17 protein-coding genes are annotated in these 16,953 nt (G+C 58.8%); 15 read left to right on the top strand and 2 right to left on the bottom strand.

The window, feature by feature from the left end; translation table 11 throughout:
- Positions 1 to 24: 24 nt before the first annotated feature.
- From nifK to PMN64_RS01470, 9 genes are all read left to right on the top strand, one after another.
- A complete protein-coding gene (gene nifK / locus PMN64_RS01510; protein WP_411779375.1) occupies positions 25 to 1,581 on the top strand; it encodes a nitrogenase molybdenum-iron protein subunit beta in 1,557 nt (518 codons plus the stop codon).
- Between the two features lie 95 nt (positions 1,582 to 1,676).
- The gene (gene nifE, locus PMN64_RS01505; RefSeq protein WP_411779374.1) at positions 1,677 to 3,350 is read left to right on the top strand and encodes a nitrogenase iron-molybdenum cofactor biosynthesis protein NifE; all 1,674 of its coding nucleotides are present in this window, start codon (positions 1,677 to 1,679) and stop codon (positions 3,348 to 3,350) included.
- Positions 3,351 to 3,359: 9 nt separating this feature from the next.
- Positions 3,360 to 4,766 (top strand): nitrogenase iron-molybdenum cofactor biosynthesis protein NifN, encoded by a 1,407-nt coding sequence (gene nifN, locus PMN64_RS01500; protein WP_411779373.1) that lies wholly within the window; start codon positions 3,360 to 3,362, stop codon positions 4,764 to 4,766.
- Positions 4,763 to 5,158: a nitrogen fixation protein NifX gene (gene nifX / locus PMN64_RS01495; RefSeq protein WP_411779372.1), complete on the top strand. Its 396-nt coding sequence runs from the start codon at positions 4,763 to 4,765 to the stop codon at positions 5,156 to 5,158. The genes nifN and nifX overlap by 4 nt, the downstream gene beginning before the upstream one ends.
- Positions 5,159 to 5,165: 7 nt before the next feature.
- Positions 5,166 to 5,636, top strand: coding sequence for a NifX-associated nitrogen fixation protein (locus tag PMN64_RS01490; RefSeq protein WP_411779371.1), 471 nt, complete (start codon positions 5,166 to 5,168; stop codon positions 5,634 to 5,636).
- A gap of 9 nt (positions 5,637 to 5,645) precedes the next feature.
- Positions 5,646 to 5,846 (top strand): CCE_0567 family metalloprotein, encoded by a 201-nt coding sequence (locus PMN64_RS01485; RefSeq protein ID WP_411779370.1) that lies wholly within the window; start codon positions 5,646 to 5,648, stop codon positions 5,844 to 5,846.
- Positions 5,847 to 5,861: 15 nt separating this feature from the next.
- Positions 5,862 to 6,188, top strand: coding sequence for a ferredoxin III, nif-specific (fdxB, locus tag PMN64_RS01480; RefSeq protein WP_411779369.1), 327 nt, complete (start codon positions 5,862 to 5,864; stop codon positions 6,186 to 6,188).
- Positions 6,189 to 6,573: 385 nt separating this feature from the next.
- Entirely contained in the window at positions 6,574 to 8,274 is a 1,701-nt protein-coding gene (locus tag PMN64_RS01475) for a carbon-nitrogen hydrolase family protein (protein WP_411779368.1), read from the top strand.
- A gap of 447 nt (positions 8,275 to 8,721) precedes the next feature.
- The gene (locus tag PMN64_RS01470) at positions 8,722 to 9,138 is read left to right on the top strand and encodes a Rieske (2Fe-2S) protein (RefSeq protein ID WP_411779366.1); all 417 of its coding nucleotides are present in this window, start codon (positions 8,722 to 8,724) and stop codon (positions 9,136 to 9,138) included.
- 10 nt (positions 9,139 to 9,148) lie between these two features.
- Here the strand turns inward: PMN64_RS01470 and PMN64_RS01465 are convergent, their stop codons facing one another.
- Complete coding sequence (locus PMN64_RS01465) at positions 9,149 to 9,739, bottom strand: hypothetical protein (RefSeq protein WP_411779365.1); 591 nt, start codon at positions 9,737 to 9,739, stop codon at positions 9,149 to 9,151.
- 397 nt (positions 9,740 to 10,136) lie between these two features.
- On the bottom strand, positions 10,137 to 11,867 hold the full coding sequence (locus PMN64_RS01460) for an ATP-dependent Clp protease adaptor ClpS (RefSeq protein ID WP_411779364.1): 1,731 nt from the start codon (positions 11,865 to 11,867) through the stop codon (positions 10,137 to 10,139).
- A 273-nt stretch (positions 11,868 to 12,140) separates the two neighbouring features.
- On the opposite strand from PMN64_RS01460, the gene PMN64_RS01455 reads away from it, so the two are divergent.
- The 6 genes from PMN64_RS01455 to nifB all read left to right on the top strand — a co-directional run bounded on the left by PMN64_RS01455 (position 12,141) and on the right by nifB (position 16,948).
- Entirely contained in the window at positions 12,141 to 12,461 is a 321-nt protein-coding gene (locus PMN64_RS01455) for a HesB/IscA family protein (RefSeq protein WP_411779477.1), read from the top strand.
- A gap of 86 nt (positions 12,462 to 12,547) precedes the next feature.
- Positions 12,548 to 12,766 (top strand): hypothetical protein, encoded by a 219-nt coding sequence (locus PMN64_RS01450; protein ID WP_411779363.1) that lies wholly within the window; start codon positions 12,548 to 12,550, stop codon positions 12,764 to 12,766.
- A 12-nt stretch (positions 12,767 to 12,778) separates the two neighbouring features.
- Positions 12,779 to 13,972, top strand: coding sequence for a cysteine desulfurase NifS (gene nifS / locus PMN64_RS01445; protein WP_411779362.1), 1,194 nt, complete (start codon positions 12,779 to 12,781; stop codon positions 13,970 to 13,972).
- On the top strand, positions 13,969 to 14,193 hold the full coding sequence (gene nifT / locus PMN64_RS01440; protein WP_411779361.1) for a putative nitrogen fixation protein NifT: 225 nt from the start codon (positions 13,969 to 13,971) through the stop codon (positions 14,191 to 14,193). Before nifS ends, nifT begins: the two co-directional genes overlap by 4 nt.
- The gene (locus PMN64_RS01435) at positions 14,190 to 15,053 is read left to right on the top strand and encodes an SIR2 family NAD-dependent protein deacylase (protein WP_411779360.1); all 864 of its coding nucleotides are present in this window, start codon (positions 14,190 to 14,192) and stop codon (positions 15,051 to 15,053) included. The genes nifT and PMN64_RS01435 overlap by 4 nt, the downstream gene beginning before the upstream one ends.
- Before the next feature lie 347 nt (positions 15,054 to 15,400).
- On the top strand, positions 15,401 to 16,948 hold the full coding sequence (gene nifB / locus PMN64_RS01430) for a nitrogenase cofactor biosynthesis protein NifB (RefSeq protein ID WP_411779358.1): 1,548 nt from the start codon (positions 15,401 to 15,403) through the stop codon (positions 16,946 to 16,948).
- Positions 16,949 to 16,953: the final 5 nt, after the last annotated feature.

Below are 16,953 nucleotides of genomic sequence, written 5' to 3'. Positions count from 1 at the left end.
TCACGATACCTGAAAGGCATTACCATGGCGCAGAGTGCAGACCATGTGCTCGATCACTTCGACCTGTTTCGCGGGCCGGAATACCAGCAGATGCTGGACAACAAGAAGACGTTTGAGAATCCGCGCGATCCTGCCGAGGTCGAACGCATCAAGGAGTGGACGAAGACATCTGAATATCGCGAAAAGAACTTCGGGCGGGAGGCTCTGACGATAAACCCGGCCAAGGCGTGTCAGCCGCTCGGCGCGGTGTTCGCCTCCGTCGGTTTCCAGGGTACGCTTCCTTTCGTACATGGCTCTCAAGGCTGCGTGGCCTATTACCGCAGCCATCTGTCGCGGCACTTCAAGGAGCCGAGCTCCTGCGTGTCCTCGTCAATGACGGAAGATGCTGCGGTATTCGGCGGCCTGAACAATATGATCGATGGGCTCGCCAACAGCTATAATATGTACAAGCCCAAGATGATTGCGGTCTCCACCACCTGCATGGCGGAGGTGATCGGTGACGACCTCAACGCCTTCATCAAAACGTCGAAGGAAAAAGGCTCGGTACCAGCGGATTTCGACGTTCCGTTCGCGCACACCCCGGCGTTCGTCGGCAGTCATGTCACCGGCTATGACAATGCACTCAAGGGAATCCTGGAGCACTTTTGGGACGGCAAGGCCGGAACAGCAGACAAGCTTGAGCGCAAGCCGAACCGCAAGATCAACCTCATTGGGGGCTTCGACGGCTACACTGTCGGCAACCTTCGCGAGATCAAGCGCATTTTCGAACTGATCGGTATCGAGTACACCATCCTCGCCGACAATTCCGACGTTTTCGATACACCAACAGACGGCGAGTTCCGGATGTATGACGGCGGTACTTCGCTCGAAGACGCCGCGAATGCCCTTCACGCCAAGGCAACGATCTCCATGCAGCAGTGGTGCACGGAAAAGACGCTGCCGTTCATTGCCGACCATGGCCAGGAGGTCCTGGCTTTCAACTATCCGGTGGGCGTATCCGCAACCGATGAATTCCTCATGGCGTTGTCGCGCATCAGCGGCAACGAGATTCCGGAGGAGCTCGCTCGAGAGCGCGGTCGCCTCGTCGATGCGATGGCTGATTCCAGCGCGCATATCCATGGCAAAAAGTTCGCGATCTATGGCGATCCGGACCTCTGCCACGGGTTAGCTACTTTCCTGCTCGAACTCGGCGCCGAACCAACGCATGTGCTGTCCACCAACGGCAACAAGGCCTGGGTCGAGAAAATGCAGGCGCTATTTGCGAGCTCGCCTTACGGGAGAAACTGCCACGCCTATCCGGGTCGAGACCTCTGGCACATGCGCTCGCTGCTATTCACCGAACCGGTCGATTTTTTGATCGGAAATACCTATGGCAAGTATCTGGAACGCGACACCGGCGTTCCGTTGATCCGGATCGGCTTCCCGATCTTTGACCGCCATCACCATCACCGCTCGCCGGTGTGGGGCTATCAGGGCGGCATGAACGTGCTGGTGAAGATTCTCGACAAGATCTTCGATGAGATCGACAAGAAGACGAATATCCTAGGCAAGACCGATTTTAGCTTCGACATCATTCGTTGATGAGGATCAACGCGCGCGCCATCGCCGGACAATATCGGCGGTGGCAGAAGCGCGGCATGGGCAAGCCTTCCAGATAGCGTGAGAGGAAAAGCCGGATGAGTTCGCTACCAGCCACGGTCCAAGACGTCTTCAACGAGCCGGGCTGCGCCAAGAATGCCAACAAGTCGCTAGCCGAGCGGAACAAGGGCTGCACCAAGCAGCTGCAGCCCGGCAGCGCCGCCGGCGGCTGCGCCTTCGATGGCGCCAAGGTCGCATTGCAACCTTTTACCGACGTTGCCCATCTGGTGCATGGTCCGATCGCGTGTGAAGGCAATTCGTGGGACAATCGCGGCTCGGCATCATCGGGACCGAACTTGTGGCGCACTGGATTCACGACCGATCTGGCCGAGACCGATATTGTGTTTGGAGGCGAGAAGCGGCTCTACAAGGCGATCAAGCAGATTATCGACAAGTGCGACCCGCCGGCCATTTTCGTCTATCAGACCTGCGTTCCCGCCATGATAGGCGACGACATCAACGCGGTCTGTAAGGCTGCCTCGCAGAAATTCGGCAAGCCGGTTATCCCCGTCAATTCGCCGGGTTTCGTCGGTTCCAAGAATCTCGGCAACAAGCTGGCCGGCGAGGCCTTGCTCGAGCATGTCATCGGAACGCAAGAGCCAGACTACACCACACCTTACGACATCAACCTGATCGGGGAATACAATCTGTCCGGCGAGCTTTGGCAGGTCAAGCCGCTGTTTGACGAACTCGGAATCCGCATCCTGTGCTGTATCGCGGGTGATGGCAAATACCACGAAGTCGCCTCATCGCATCGGGCGCGCGCTGCGATGATGGTGTGCTCAAGGGCGATGATCAATGTCGCGCGCAAGATGGAGGAGCGTTACGGCATCCCGTTCTTCGAGGGCTCGTTCTATGGCATCCAGGACTCCAGCGACGCACTGCGCGAGATTGCGCAGCTCCTGGTCAAGCGCGGCGCGCCGGAAGATCTGATCGGACGCACCGAGGCGGTGATCGTGCGCGAGGAAGCGCGGGCCAGGGCCGCAATCGAACCGTACAGGCCACGCTTCAAAGGCAAAAAGGTCTTGCTGATGACCGGCGGCGTCAAGTCCTGGTCGATCGTTGCCGCGCTGCAGGAAGCCGGGCTCGAACTGGTCGGAACCAGCGTGAAGAAATCCACAAAAGAGGACAAGGAGCGAATCAAGCATTTGATGGGGCAGGACGCCCATATGATCGAGGACATGACTCCGCGCGAAATGTACAAGATGCTGAAGGACGCGAAAGCGGACATCATGCTCTCGGGCGGCAAATCGCAGTTCGTCGCGCTGAAAGCGGCGATGCCATGGCTCGATATCAACCAGGAGCGCTGCCATGCCTATATGGGCTATGTCGGCATCGTCAAGCTGGTCGAGGAGATCGACAAAGCGCTGTTCAACCCGATGTGGGAGCAATTGCGTCGACCGGCGCCGTGGGACCGTGTGGCCGACGATAGGCAGACCCGAGTGATGGCGCAGCTCGACGTGCAGCCGATTGAGATTGTCGCCGACCGGGCACTGCCGCAGAAGACCCCGCGCGCGAGAAGGATTTGCTTCTGCAATACGGTCGACCTCGGCACGATCGAAGATGCGATTCGCTCGCATAACCTGACCAGCGTCGAAGCGGTCACACAGCATACCCCCGCGGTCGGTGGCTGTTGCAGACGGCGGATCGAGGACATCCTGGCGGGCAGGCCGATCTCTTGGTGGCCGGCCACGCTGCAGGCCACGGGATAGGGTGGCGTCATGGTCCTTGTCACCGCGTCAAAGAAGGCCTGTGCGGTCAACCCACTCAAGATGAGCCAGCCGATCGGCGCAGCATTCGCCTTCATGGGGCTTCGCGGAGCGATGCCGCTTCTGCACGGCCCACAGGGATGCACGTCCTTTGGGCTCACACTGTTTGTGCGGCATTTCAAGGAGCCGGTTCCGCTGCAGACAACAGCGATGAGCGAGGTGACGACGGTGCTCGGCGGCTATGAAAATGTCGAGCAGGCGATACTCAATATCCACAAGCGCGCCGAGCCGGAGATCATCGGGATCTGTTCGACCGGCGTGACCGAAACCAACGGCGACGATGTCGACGCCTACATCAAGCTGATCCGGGAGAAGCATCCGCAGCTCGACAAGCTTCCTCTGGTCTATGTCTCGACGCCCGATTTCAAGGATGCATTTCAGGACGGCTGGGGGAAAGCGGTCGTGCGTATGGTCGAGGTGCTGGTCGAGGCGCCGGCGAGCGGGGCCGAGCGCAATCCTGTGCGGGTAAATGTGCTTCCCGGATGTCACCTCACGCCAGGTGATCTCGACGAACTGAGGATCATCTTTGAGGATTTCGGCCTGCAGCCATCGTTCCTGCCCAACCTGGCGGGTTCGCTGGATGGGCATATTCCCGATCGCTTCACGCCGACGACGACCGGCGGCATTGGGATCGATGAAGTCGCGCGCATGGGCCGAGCCGGCTGGACAATTGCGATCGGTGCGCAAATGCGGCGGGCGGCAGAGGCCATGCAAGAGAAGACCGGGGTGCCTTTTCGGCTGTTTGAGCGGCTGTGCGGCCTGGTTCCCAATGATGACTTCATGGCTTTTTTGAGCGAGATCAGTGGCCGCCCTGTTCCAGCAAGGTATCGGCGCCAGCGCGGGCAGCTCGTCGATGCGATGCTGGACGCGCATTTCCAGATCGGCGGCCGCAGACTTGCGATCGGCGCGGAACCTGACCTGTTGCTTGACCTATCCAGCATGCTGCACGAGATGGGCGCCCGTGTAACGGCGGCCGTGACGACCACGCAGTCGACGGTGCTGGAGCAGATCAAGACCGAAGAGGTGCAGATCGGCGATCTGGAGGACCTGGAAGAGCTTGCCAGGACCAGGAATTGCGATCTGCTGATCACGCATTCGCATGGTCGGCAAGCCGCGACGCGCCTTAAGATTCCATTCCATCGGGCGGGTTTTCCGAGGTTCGACCGGCTCGGGGCAGGACACCAGCTATCCGTCGGCTATCGGGGCACGCGCGAACTAATCTTCGATATCGCCAATTTGGTGATCGCCGACCACGAGGAAAATCATGCCCCGACGCCCGATAGCTGGCGGGGCTCGGCGCTGCCGTTAGGACCCGGCCGACGAAGTCCTATCGACTCAACAGAGAGGTCGATTGCATGAAAGTTGCATTCGCTACCCAAGATCTCAGACGTGTCGATGCACATTTTGGCTGGGCGAAGAATATCGCCGTCTACGATGTCGGGCCAGGCGGGCACGTATTTCTGAAAGCGGTTCAGTTCGACGGCGAACTTAAGGAAGACGGCGACGAGGACAAGCTGGCGCCCAAGATCGAAGCGATCAAGGATTGCGCCATCCTCTATGTCGGTGCCATCGGCGGCTCCGGCGCTGCGCGAGTGGTGGCCAGAAACATCCATCCCATCAGGGTCAACAAGCCAGAGAGTATCGAGGTGCTGCTCGAAAAGCTCGAGCGCGTGCTGCAGGGCACGCCCCCGCCATGGCTGCGAAAAGCCTTGGCCAAGGGCAATAAGCGTACATTCGATTTAGACGGATGAGGATCACATGACCGAGGCTGCAGATGTAATGCAATCCGCTGGCGGGTTCGACGCACCGTTCGTCAAAGAGCTGGTCAGGATTTGGAGGGCTGAGGACATGAGCGGGGCCTGGGCCGGCAGGAGCGATCTCGAGCTCCTCGAGCCATATATCCTGGACAAGGAGAAGCGACGCGCACTGCCGGTCATCGGCGATCCCGATCCGGATACGGTCTGGCGGCTCGAGCTGTTCTTCAACGCCGTCGCCCTTTCGATCGAGAAGGCGACCGACGTGATGATCCAGCCGATGCTGAAGATGCACCATGAGGGCTTTGGTCGCATGGTGCTGATCGCGGGGCGATTGATCGCGGTGAACAAGCAGCTTCGGGATGTGCATCGCTTCGGATTCGAAAATCTCGCAAAGCTTGCCAGTGAAGGTAACAAGTATGTCCGGGATGGAATCAAGATGATCAGGAAATTCCCCGAAGTTGCGAACTATTGAGGGCCGCGCATGAGCGATCGCGAGATGCTGATAGCAGAATTGAAGAAGTTGTCGTCAAAAGCACTGCAGGCCAAAATGGATCTGCACGACCTTTCGGAAGAATTGCCCCTCAACTGGACTTCGATCATGGCGGTGGCCCAGAAGGCGCACGATGCCTACGCCGAACTCGAGCGCAGGAGCCGGGACCTGAAGTTAATGGAAAAGGCGTAGAGAGGGATCCCTGTCATGTCATTTGCAACGCGCGATGGCCGCGACTGGACGCCGGATTACTTGAGCGTGATCGATGCCAAGAAGTGCATCGGCTGTGGCCGCTGCTTTAAGGTCTGCGGTCGTGATGTCATGACATTGAAGGGGATCAATGAGGAGGGCGAACTTGTCGACCTTGACGACGATGATGAGGTCGAGAAGAAAATCATGGTCATGAATGATCGGGGCGCCTGCATCGGCTGCGGCGCCTGCGCCAGGGTTTGTCCGACCAATTGTCAGACCCACGTTTCCGCAAACGCGGCTGGAGCGCATATGTCCGCCTCTCCATTCTTAGGCCCATCGTGAACCAGATGAATGGACTACGCAACTTTGGAGCCGGAGTGATTAGCACAGACTAGGCCAGCGCGCTCGAATGGAGCTCACCTATTTGCCGAATAACGGAGCAGGCCGATGGAGCGTTTGCACGTCGAATCGCTTTATCGGCAAGACCAACCCTTAATAATTGCAATGGGGCGTTCGCGAAGATCGCAACACGACAAACGGCCTGGATGCTGCCATGGGTTGGCTGGTCCAATCGAGCCATCTATCTGTTCGCGCCGCGCCCTCAAGTACGCACCTAAAGACAGCGAGCCAAATTAGGTGGGGGCGGCTGACTTACGTTCTCCGGCACCAAAAGAATACAACATTCAGGCGGCCGTACGGTCGTTGTCGATGCACGATGGAGCGTCGTATGAAATCCTATCAATATCGCGCCGCCGTCGTGCAGACCCTCGCGGTGCTTGAAAATGTGGAAGCGAATCTTGAGATTTGCGCCCACTACACCAAGCTGGCGGCACTTCGGGGGACGCGATTGATCGTGTTTCCCGAGTGCATGAATGTTGGATACCTGTACGACTCGATCCCTCATGCGCGGCAAGTGGCCGAGCCGGCTAATGGACGGTTCGTGAATGCTCTCGCAAAGCTTGCGCGTGAGTATGACATGTTTATCGCCAGCGGCATGACGGAGTGGGATCCAACGGCGGAGAAAGTCTTCAATGCAGGCGTCCTTCTCGACAGGAGGGGAGACCTCGTCGTGCACTATCATAAGCAGTTTCTTACGACGCACGATCAGAACTGGTTCGCGTTTGGCGAACGTGGCTTTCCCGTCGCGGAGACCGAACTTGGTCGCATCGGCCTGATGATTTGTTTCGATGGACGCATTCCCGAGATACCACGTTGCACGGCGCTCGTCGGGGCGCAAGTGATTGTGGATATGGCCAACTTCTTCCTGATCGATCAGGCCGACATGTGGCGCCCGGCCCGGGCGTTTGAGAACGGCGTCTGGATTTGTGCGGCCACCAAGTCCGGCCAGGAACGCTCGATTTACTATCCAGGCGGAAGCATGATTGTCGATCCTGCCGGTAATCTCCGGGCGAAGGTTGCTTACGATACTCATGGCATGGCCGTCAGCGACATTGATCCGACCCTTGCCGACAACAAGCGGCACCCGCTCGGTTCGGACAAATTCGCAGATCGCCGTCCTGAAACCTATCAGGTTTTGACTTTACCCTATGACGAGACCGCAGTCGCCGAGGTCAGCAAACGATCGATCATCCCTGGCGAGATGGCATTCAACATGGCGGCCGTGCAGAGCCACGTGTCCGAGGCGCATGTCACTTCGCTCAACCGGGTCATTGAGCAAGTCGGCCATGCTGCGCGTTTCGGAATTCAGCTTATGGTGTTGCCGGAATACTTCGCTTCATCGAACTGGCGGGTCGATGCCGCTGAGGCTAAACGTCTGTCTGCTCAAAATGAAGAGCTTATCGAGAGATTTGGCTTGCTGTGCCAGGCCAACGGGTGCGCGATATTGGTGCCTAATGTCGAGGAGGTGGATGGTCGTCTTTATCCAACGTCATTCCTTGTCGGCCCCGAAGGCAAGGTGCTGTTCTCCTATCGCAAGGTCCACCTTTTCGTCGACGAACGTTCTTGGGCCACTGCTGGCTTCGAGTATCCAGTGAGCGATACGCCGTTCGGGCGAATCGGAATCATGATGGGTTATGACGGAATGTTTCCCGAAGCAGCGCGCTGCCTCGGGACAAATGGTGCCGATGTGATCTTGTGGCCGGCCCGCCTACAGGATCGTAAGGAGCGTACATTGCTCGCAGTGCCGCGGGCGGTGGATAACCGTTGTGCCCTCATCATGGCCAATCGCGTCGACGCGCCGTTCGGCGGCGGCAGCTTGGTCGTTCATCCTGCTCAGTTCCCAGTTTGGGATGTCGACGTCGCTACACCGAACTATCCTGATATGCACAAGGTCGTTTTCGACTTCGTGGAGATCAGCAGTGCACGGCAAAAGAACCTTATGGTAAACGTGCACATGTTCGCGAACCGCCGACCCTGGACATACAACGCATTGGTCAACAAGCCCTTTCCAAGCGTCGATACTCAATAGACAGCGTTGATTGCATGAAAGGGCCGTCGCGTACATCCTGGCCCATCGAGCCGCCCATTGTTGGTCGGCGACAACACTGATCCCTACTGACTTCCCCAACCCATCTACGAGTTGAAAGGCATTCTTGCAGGAGAGAAATGACAGTCACGCGCCTCTGGTTTGCAGTAACATTGAAGACCGTATTTGGATGCCGAAGTACTGATTTAGCTCGCCCAGCCACGGAGTTGGAGCAGTCGACTGGCCAAGAGAAAGACTATTTCAGTAACCGCTGAGATGCGTCTGTGGCGCGCTACAGAGCCTCGAATGGTTGCGTAGATTCGTCGATCGTTGTCCGTCCCCAATTGGTTTCGGACGTCACTTGCGGGAGTCGGGCTCCTCAGAAAGGTGGGCGATCCGATACCGCCATGATTGTTGCGGGCCTGACGCAGGGTAGTCATTGAAAGGCGGATGATTATGACCAAGCAAGGGGTTGAGCCCAATACCACCTACGTCATTTGCGGCTTCAATGACATTCCAAGCCGCCGAGCCATGGGCTTCCATCTCATGATCGTTGGAGACGACGGTAAGCACAGGCCGTGGTCCATCATTGTGGTGCGCTGGGGCAAAAAGGTGCTCGGTTATCTCAACAAATGCCCACACAACGACGTCAATCTGGATTGGGAGCGCAATGAATTCCTCGATCCGTCCGGAATCCGGCTGATGTGCGGCAAGCATGGCTCAACCTTCGAGCTTGGCACTGGCCGCTGTGTCGACGGCCCTTGTAAGGGCAGAGAGCTCACGCCGGTCGCGTTGACGGTTCTGGACGGCGATATATGCGTCATCGGCGTGCGACTTGTCGAGGAGGATCGCGCCGGCGAGAGCTGAAGCGGCGCGCTCAGACCGGCCGGTTCTCGTTGCGGTTCTTCGCAGGCGCCATTCTCTTCAGTGCGTCTTCGTAAGAAATCTCATCGTAGGACGCATCGAGCTCCTTTGCCGCTTCGAGCAGGTAGTCGAGCTTGCCGCCCGCGTCCAGCTTTTTGATGTCATCCTTGTTGACCCCGACCAGGTCCATCATCTCCTTCCAGACTGTGGATTCATCGCATGGCAGCACGTGGAAGGTGACATTGCCCAGCTTGATTCGGTATTTCGCCAACAGGTCAATGTTGTTGCAGAATATAAAATAGCGACCCTCCGGGCCGAGCACGCCGTCCAGCACGTTTGCGACGTCAGCAAGATAAGCGAGGGAATGCAGATAGCCGGCCAGCACCGGAATAGCGCGTTCCCCTTCCTGCGCGACCGTCAGAACCTGCTCGATCGAATAATCCGGCGGCCGCTTCTCGTCCGCGACCTGCACCTGGAACTTCAGTGCGATATCGCCGCGAAAGCCAAACCGGCCCGGCCTGGTGGTCCCGCCTTTGAGTACGGCGTTGAGCAGGCGCCCCTCCTTCTCCAGGCGGCCGAGCGGGGTGTTCTCGATTGCAGTCATGAAGATCGTCCTCAATCTGAGCTGATTGCCGGACACTTTTTGGCCGGCGAGACCATCAATGCAAAGGTCTTGCCGTTGCAAGCGCAGCGGTTCATCGGGGTATTCCTGGAGAAATGCGCAAGGAGGCTGTGATCGCCGAACAAGCGCGTCAGAAACGCGACGCGCGTTGCCGCATCAGTGCTTCGAAAATGTAAGCATTGTCGGACCGCGTGGGCTACGGCGTAAATGGATCTGCTTTTTTGTTCGGTTCGGTCGTGACGCTGGTCGTTTTCTAATTGCAACACTTTGTGGTTTGGTCCGTCAACGGCCCTCCGGAGCGCGAGCCCTATCCAGTCCTGGCGACAGCGCTCGGTGTCCTCCTCTTTCGAGTTTGCGGGGGTGCCAATAGACACTCGCTTTAATGCCGCGCTCTCCTTGACTTTCGAGGGGATTCGATTGCGCCAGTCGCTCCGCTTCGTGCCCCCGCGGCTATCGCCTGGGATCCGCCGAGCAGCTTCGCGTTGAGCCGACCGCTGGCGAACAACATATCATCGAGCGCTTCGTGGACATCGGCTGTGATCACGGAATGCCCGCCGTCACGCGCAATGCTTGATTGTGTGACGCGCCGCATCAGCTCCTTGATAAACGTGGCACTGACCCCTTCGGTACTGCGGACGGCTTCGGCAATGATCTCCCCCTCAAGTGACAAGCCTCCGCTGTGGAGCCTGATCAGCTTGCCGCGGCTGGCTGCGTCCGGCAGCGGTATTTCGATCGCTTGGTCGATGCGGCCGTGGCAATCGGCCAGGGTGACCTCGAATTGGTCGGGCCGGTTGGTGGTGAGCACGAAGAGGATATCGGCATCCTCCTTCAAGCCGTCTATTTCACTCAGCAGCTTGCTCAGCAAGGATACCTCGCATGCTGTCAAAATGCTGCTGTTGCTGGCGGTCCGATCGACATCGTCGATCACGACCATTGTTGGTTGCAGCAGGCGTGCCAGTGCCATATAGCTGCCGAGCAGCTCGAGCTGTTCGGCGGTGATGATCAGCGTGGTGTATCCCGGCAGGTTAGTGGCGAGATAATGGATCGTGTGGGTCTTGCCAGTGCCGGGCGGGCCATAGAGCAGAATGCCCTTGCGGGTCGACTGGCGGAGCCGGCGGAGTTCATCGCGGGCATCGACGAAGCCCAACACGCTGCGATCGAGCAACTTGAGTGCCCGTTCGGGCAAGATGACGTCCTCACGTTTGACCTTCGGCAGCCGATGTAGCGTCACACCGCTGATGCCGCCGGCGCAATCCGCACCTTCGACGAGCGAGATGATCTTGCCGCGATATGAGCATGCAGAGTGGATGGTCTTTTCCAGTTCATCAAGGCAGCATTGCACGAAGCTGTCGCCGGTATCGCGCGCAGGAACGATGATTTCAATGCGGATCCGGGTCTCGCGGCCAAATTCGCGATCATGCGAGAGCACGACGGCGTATGGGAATTCGCTCGCTTGGCAAAGCCACAAGCCGTTACGCAAACATTTGGCTGGCGCCAGCTCGCCGGTATCGATCTCATCAAATTGCGGCGGCACCAGTGAAATCGCATCAGATCCACGGCGTTTCATTCGAGCGAATGAAAGCGCCTCGTCCCAATGCCGTTCATACGCGCCGAAGAAGCGGATTGGGTCAGCAAACAGATTGTCGATCGCGACCTGGACATCGGCGCGCATGTAGGCCGGCAAATGCCGCGCCGTGGTGGCGAGTTCTCCCGGCAAGAAATTTGCAAAATGCCAGTCCAGCGCATCACAGGCATATTCGAATTGCACATCGGACAGGTCGGCTGTATCCGCCTTGCTAGCGGCTTCACTCGTGATCAGCAAGGGAAATCCTGCGGCGCGAATGCGCTTCTGTGCTTCCTCGAGCAGCGCTTTCGCAACTGAGGGTGGGTAGGGGCCGCAGACGGCCTTGCCCTGCTGCCAGACGAACTCGGCAAGTGCAACAGCATCCCGCTGCTGCTTTCCGAATACCTCGCGCAGCAGGCGCACGACGAAACCGACAGGCGTGTCGTCGTCATTATGAAAAACGAGCTGAATGAATTCAGCGTCGATGCAGACCGGGTCCATCAAAGCCCGCGGTGAGCATTCTGGTTCTTCGGGCATATGTTGCATGCTAGTCGTCCTCGTCGAACGGGTCGCCGGGCGGGGCCGCCGGCACAAGGCGTGATGCAAATTCGTTGCCGTGACGCGCCTCATGCGGGAGCAGCGCAATACATCAGGAATCAGCAGGCTCGTCGCCGCGCCGTCCATACCCTTTGTCTGGAAGCCGACATGTGATGCAAAGCAAACAGCGCGGTCCGAAAAGGCCAATATTGTCAAAGGCGGGTGTCGCTGGCATGCGAATTGCCATTCGCAAGCTCAGCTCAGTTAAGTGGAGGGTGAGTGATGATCAATCTGACAGACAGCGCGTTGAATGCGGTCAAGAGCGTACTCGGAAAGTCGGCGCAGCCGGCGCGCGGCCTGCGGATCATGGTTGAAACCGGTGGATGTGCCGGGTTCAAATATGCAATGGACCTGGCTGAGCAGGCGAACCCCAACGAGACCGTGATCGAGCGCGACGGTATCAAGGTCTTTGTCGACGACATGAGTCGTGATCATCTCGCCGGCACGACGATCGACTTCGTGGTGAAGCTGGAGGGCTCGGGATTTATCTTCGATAATCCGAATGCCGGCTCGATTTGTTCCTGCGGCAAATCGTTCGGCTGATGACAAGGAACCAAAGCGTGCTTGTCCCCGAGCCACTGAAGTACCCGCTGTTTACCGAAAAGGATCGGGAGCAACTCATTCGCGCCGTGATCGAGAAGACCAGGCCCCATCTGCGATGCGATGGCACCAATGGCCGCTTCGTCGAGACTGGCCGCGGAAGGAGCATCGTCGAGCCGACTGGCGCCTCCGTGCTCCGCAAGCTGTCCGGTCGGACGTTCGAACGCATTCAGGCGCGGCTGATCGAAAGGATCAGCAAATTCGTCGGCCTGATCCCACTTGCCGCCGCAGCCAAGGCACGGGTTTGAGCGAGGCCCTGAATGCCGATTTATCTCGATAACAATGCCACCACGCGAGCGGATCCCGCCGTCGTGCAAGCCATGTTGCCGTTCTTGACCGAGCAATTCGGTAATGCATCATCTGCTCACGCGTTTGGCAGTGAGGTCGCGAAGGCCGTGAAACAGGCGCGCCGCAGCTTGCAGGGATTGTTAGGCAGTGCCTACGATCACGAGATCGTTTTCACCTCCGGCGGAACCGAGGCAAATAACGCTGCCATCCTCTCTGCGCTTGCAACGCAGGACGGGCGCGACGAGATCGTCACGACCTCCGTCGAGCATTCGGCTATTCTTGCCCTGGTCGAGCAATTGGCGACAAACGGCGTCACGACGCATGTGATCGGCGTGGATTCGCGGGGCCGGCTCGACATCGAGGCGTTCCGCAGGGCCCTTGGACCACGCACGGCGATTGCGTCGGTCATGTGGGCCAACAACGAGACCGGCACGATTTTCCCGGTCGAGTTCCTTGCCGGGTTGACGCGCGCGGCAGGCGCCCTGTTTCACACCGACGCGGTGCAGGCCATAGGCAAGCTGGCCATCGACCTGAGTGACAGTGCTATCGACATGCTGTCGCTGTCCGCTCACAAGCTGCACGGCCCCAAAGGCGTCGGTGCGCTCTATTTGCGCAAAGACACAAAATTCAGACCGCTGATCTGGGGCGGATCTCAGGAGCGAGGGCGCCGTGCGGGAACTGAGAATATCCCCGGCATCGTCGGTCTCGGCAAAGCTGCAGAACTTGCGGCGGAACGGCTCGAGCCGGAGCGCGCTCGCATTGGTTCCTTGCGCGATCGCCTGGAACAGGCCATCTTGCATAATGGCGGTTGCTCGGTGCTCGGCGATCTCAGTAGCCGGCTGCCGAACACGACAAACGTCGCCTTCGACCATCTCGAGGGCGAAGCCATTGTGCATCATCTCAATCGTGCCGGCATTGCCGCTTCCGTCGCTTCGGCCTGTAGCTCCGGCTCATTGGAGCCATCTCATGTTCTGCGCGCCATGGACGTGCCGGCAAGCAGCATGCGCGGGGCGGTGCGATTCTCTCTGTCGCGTGAAACCACGGTCGAAGAGGTCGCTCGGGTCGCGCACGTACTGTCTGGCATCGTGGCTCAGCTGCGCGCCATGTCGCGGGAGTATTCCAGTTCACCCCGCGACGCGTCGCAGTCCAGGGAGTTGACGTCATGAAAATCATGATACGCCGCTCTCCGGACGCGGGTTTGTCGATTTACGTGCCGAAGAAGGATCTCGAAGAGCCGATCGTGGAGTCCGAGTATGAGACGCTTTGGGGCGGTTGGATCAGGATCGCCAATGGCTGGGTACTCGACCTGCCCGAGATGGCAAGCGACACTCCCTTGCCAATCACGATCAACGCCAGGAAGCGCGGCGAAGGCGGCGGCGAGCGATGAAGGCGCCTCCGCGCATCGATTTTGCCAGTCCAGCCGATACGGAGGCGATTCTCACTGAACTCGCGGCCAGACTGAGTGCGGGCAGCGTTATTCCCTACCTCGGACCTGGCCTTGCCGAATTGTCCCGGCCGGATGTGCCGACGACACCTGAGACATTGGCCGCCTTCTTTGCCACCAAGGTTGCACTGCCGCGACGGGCCAAGGGCAATGCGTGGGCGTCGGCGCAGTATATCGAGAGTAACAAACATCGTCTCACCCTGACGAGGTTAATGGCTCAGGCCTTTGCTGTACCGGTCGAGCCGACGGCGCTGCATCATCATCTTGCGTCTCTATCGCCACCGATGATCGTCGACACCTGGTACGATAGCGCCATGCGTGCGGCGCTCGGCGAGCGCGATGGATGGGGCGAGGTGCAGGGTGTCAGCCGCGCCGGCCTCTATACTGACCACTTTTATCGCTTCTATGATTCGGCAGGCCAAGAGGTCGACGGCGCCGCGGCTCGCAATTGGGCGACAGTGCTGTACAAGCCGCATGGCAGCGTAGAGCCGGCAAAGAACTTCCTGATCTCTGACGCCGATTATGTCGAGGTGCTGACGGAGATCGACATCCAAACGCCGATTCCCGACATCATCAAGGAAAGACGGACGCGGCGGAGCTTTCTGTTCATCGGCTGTCGCTTCAATGACCAACTGCTGCGCACCTATGCGCGACAGATCACCAAGCGCTCGTCCGACGTCCATTACGTGATTGTCGATCCGCAAGTGCTTTCGCGAAACGAACTATGCTTTCTCGTCGAGCAAGGCTTGATGCCGCTCGCAATTGAGCTCCCGCGCGCGGTGGAGCTATTGCTCGCCAGCTAGTGTAGTGGCGCTGCCAAATTCAGGCCGACGGCGCCGACTGGTTAGTGAACAAAGATGGTCAGCAAATGCGGCGGCGGGTGAGAGTGGTTTCTGCGCGCCGTCAGGCCGTGAATGAATAGGTGCGCGTCAATGGCATCTCTCGCGGCCAGTGATATGTGTCGCTTTTCCTACATGTGGCAACATCATTGCGGTACCCGCAACGATGCGGATCGCGTGCGCCAAGCCATTGGCGCTGTTCAGAAATGGCATCGTCCGCCGCGATGGCACGGAGGTTGCTAACTCCTTTCCTTGTGGTTCGCTCAGGGCTCGTCCTGAGAAGCTTATTTGTCGTACAGGGAGAACTGATTATGGACGCGGTCGCGGGGCGCGGCAGACGTAGCGGAATTGCGGAATATATCGGTGAGATCGCCGAGCATAAGGGTTGCCGCACCTCGCATGGCGGCCCCAGCACGAACTGCGGATCGCAGGCGGGCCAAGGTGATCTACCGCAGACAATCTGGGAAAAGGTGAAGAACCATCCCTGCTACAGCGAGGAGGCGCATCATCACTACGCGCGCATGCATGTCGCCGTGGCGCCGGCCTGCAACGTCCAGTGCAATTACTGCAACCGCAAATACGACTGTGCCAATGAATCGCGTCCGGGCGTGGTGAGCGAGAAGCTCACTCCCGAACAGGCCGTGAGGAAAGTGCTTGCGGTTGCCACCAGCATTCCGCAGCTGACCGTGCTCGGAATCGCCGGCCCAGGCGATCCCCTGGCCAACCCGGAAAAGACCTTCGAGACGTTCGAACTGGTCGCCAAGGCGGCGCCGGACCTCAAGCTCTGTCTATCGACCAACGGACTGGCACTTCCAGATTACGTCGATAGCATCGCTCGCGCCAATGTCGATCATGTCACCATCACCATTAACACGATCGATCCCGAAATCGGCGCCAAGATCTATCCGTGGATATTCTTCAACCACAAGCGGCACACCGGAATCGAAGCCGCCAGCATACTCATTGATCGCCAGTTGCAAGGCCTTCAGATGCTCACAGAGCGGGGCATCCTGTGCAAGGTCAATTCGGTGATGATTCCTGAAATCAACGACCTGCACCTGGTCGAGGTCAACAAAGCGGTGAAGTCACGGGGGGCCTTCCTGCACAACATCATGCCGCTGATCTCCGCGTCCGAGCATGGCACGGTATTCGGCCTGAGCGGTCAGCGGGGTCCGACGGCGCAGGAATTGAAAGCGCTGCAAGATGCTTGTGAAGGCGAGACGAGGGTGATGCGGCATTGCCGCCAGTGTCGCGCCGACGCGGTCGGCCTGCTTGGAGAGGATCGCCGCGCGGACTTCACTACCGAAAGGATCATGGCCATGGACGTTAATTATGACGCTGAAATGCGCCGGGCCTATCAGGCCAAGGTCGAGGATGAGCGCGCGGCCAAGATCGCGGCCAGGCGGGAGGAGCTTGCGGAACTCGCTGGCCAGAAGAGCGAGATCACGCTTCTGGTTGCGGTCGCGACCAAGGGCTCGGGCCTGATCAATGAGCACTTTGGCCATGCCAAGGAGTTCCAAGTCTACGAACTCTCGACCTCCGGCGCAAAATTCGTCGGCCACCGCAGAGCCGAGGTCTACTGCCAGGGCGGACACGGGGAGGAGGACAGGCTTTCAAACATCATCGGCGCCATCAAGGATTGCCATGCTGTGTTCGTAGCCAAGATCGGCGACTGCCCGAGGAGAAATCTGCTTAAGGCCGGCATCGAGCCGGTCGACCGATACGCGCATGAGTTCATCGAGAAGTCGGCGATTGCCTGGTTCCGCTGCTATCTCGACAAGCTGCAAAGCGGTGAGATCTTGCACGTCAAGCGCGATGATGCGGCAATCTGCCGGAAAGCACTGACCTCGGCGGCGTGAGGAGA

Source organism: Bradyrhizobium sp. UFLA01-814, assembly GCF_046718885.1.
Taxonomy (GTDB): Bacteria; Pseudomonadota; Alphaproteobacteria; order Rhizobiales; family Xanthobacteraceae; genus Bradyrhizobium; species Bradyrhizobium elkanii.
This window is presented reverse-complemented; position numbering and strand designations above follow the sequence as displayed.